Below are 1,067 nucleotides of genomic sequence, written 5' to 3'. Positions count from 1 at the left end.
CTTCGTCTGTTCCCAACACCGGCGGAACTGCGTGATTTACAACCACAGGACCTGATTCAGAAATGGAAGACCTTGATGAAACGGCACTGCGGCGAGCGAAAAGCACGTGCGTTAATCGCGCTGGCCGAACGCTCAGTCGGTTCCAGACAAGCTGCACAAGCCTACAAGCTTCACTTGAAGCAACTGCTCGCAGAATATGATCTGGCTTGTGCACAGCTGCAGGACGTAGAGCGTGAGATTGTTTCCGTATTAGAACGCATTCCCTTCGCCAAGTCCATGCTTGCCGTCAAAGGGATTAGTGCCATTTCGCTTGCCGGTATTCTTGGTGAGGCTGGCGATTTAAGCGGCTTTGTCCATGGAAATGCCCTGCTGCGTCATGCCGGACTTAACCTTGCTGAGGCAAGCTCAGGTAAATGGACCGGGCAAATGAAGATTAGCAAGCGCGGGCGCTCCCGCCTTCGTCGCTTCCTCTTTATGGCGACCATGAGTATGGTGATGAATAATTCGGAGTTTCGAACCATTCACGCCCACAATATACACGTAAAGAAGATCAAAAAGATGAGGTCGATTATGAAGCTTTGTGGTAAACTCGCGCGAATTTTGGTTGGTATGGCACGCACCGGTCAGGCGTACATCCCTCATAAAGCATTGCCTCTTCGGCAAGCTGCTTAAACTCAGTTATACCGTTTCATTGTACGTAGATTGGCTGATTCGCAGGATTTCAAAAGAAAGCACGGAGTACCGGATACATTGAACCAAAGGGCACCGACCCGTACCGTTAGCAAGACCGGCCTCCACCCCTTAGGACAGGTGTAACGAAGGAATGAAAGGGCTTTGACCCGTTGAGACATGGGAGTGAAAACCTCTGAGGGTGACGTGGAGAATGCGTGCAGTATATGGAAATATCTGGGGTGAGGGCCTCCCCCCTTTATTTACGTACGCATTCATGTTGCCAAAGTCTATAGCGGGTCATTTTCCTGAACTTTCATTCCTCATTACAAGGGGAGAAATCCTGCGAATTAGCGAGCATTCGTGAGAAAACTAAATCGTACCGAGGGAGTTCAACG

The 1,067-nt window shown here is 50.0% G+C and carries 1 protein-coding gene; it reads left to right on the top strand.

Features of this window, described 5'->3' with window-relative positions:
• Positions 1-672: transposase (locus tag ACFQI7_RS37745; RefSeq protein WP_377518636.1), on the top strand; the 672-nt coding region annotated here is incomplete at its 5' end.
• Positions 673-1,067: the final 395 nt, after the last annotated feature.

Source organism: Paenibacillus allorhizosphaerae, from assembly GCF_042659105.1.
GTDB classification, from domain to species: Bacteria; Bacillota; Bacilli; order Paenibacillales; family NBRC-103111; genus Paenibacillus_G; species Paenibacillus_G allorhizosphaerae.
The sequence above is the reverse complement of the archived record's forward strand: the minus strand, read 5'-3'. Positions and strand labels throughout refer to the sequence as shown.